Raw genomic sequence first — 267 nt, 5'->3', positions numbered from 1 at the left:
CTGTACGACCGTCGGCGGGGCCGGTGCGGGCGGGGGTGCCGCGTGCTGTGGCTCGTCCACGGTGATGCCGAACTCCGTGGCGAGGCCCTCGAGTCCGCTGTCGTAGCCCTGGCCGACGGCGCGGAACCGCCAGCCGCCCTGGCGGCGGTAGAACTCGCCGAGCAGGAAGGCGGTCTCCACGGTCGCGCCCGTGCTGTCGAAGCGGGCGACGACCTGGCCGGACGCGGGGTCGGTCACCTCGATGTACAGGTCCGGGACCTGCCCGAA

At 73.8% G+C, this 267-nt stretch carries 1 protein-coding gene; it reads right to left on the bottom strand.

The features are described 5' to 3' along the window. Positions 1-267: TerD family protein (locus CCN72_RS41320; protein ID WP_244174690.1), on the bottom strand; the 267-nt coding region annotated here is incomplete at both ends.

Origin of the sequence: Streptomyces murinus, from assembly GCF_002154555.1 — a bacterium.
In the GTDB taxonomy this organism is placed as follows: Bacteria; Actinomycetota; Actinomycetes; order Streptomycetales; family Streptomycetaceae; genus Streptomyces; species Streptomyces murinus.
Note: the sequence above shows the minus strand (reverse complement) of the source record. Positions and strands in the feature narration are given on the sequence as shown.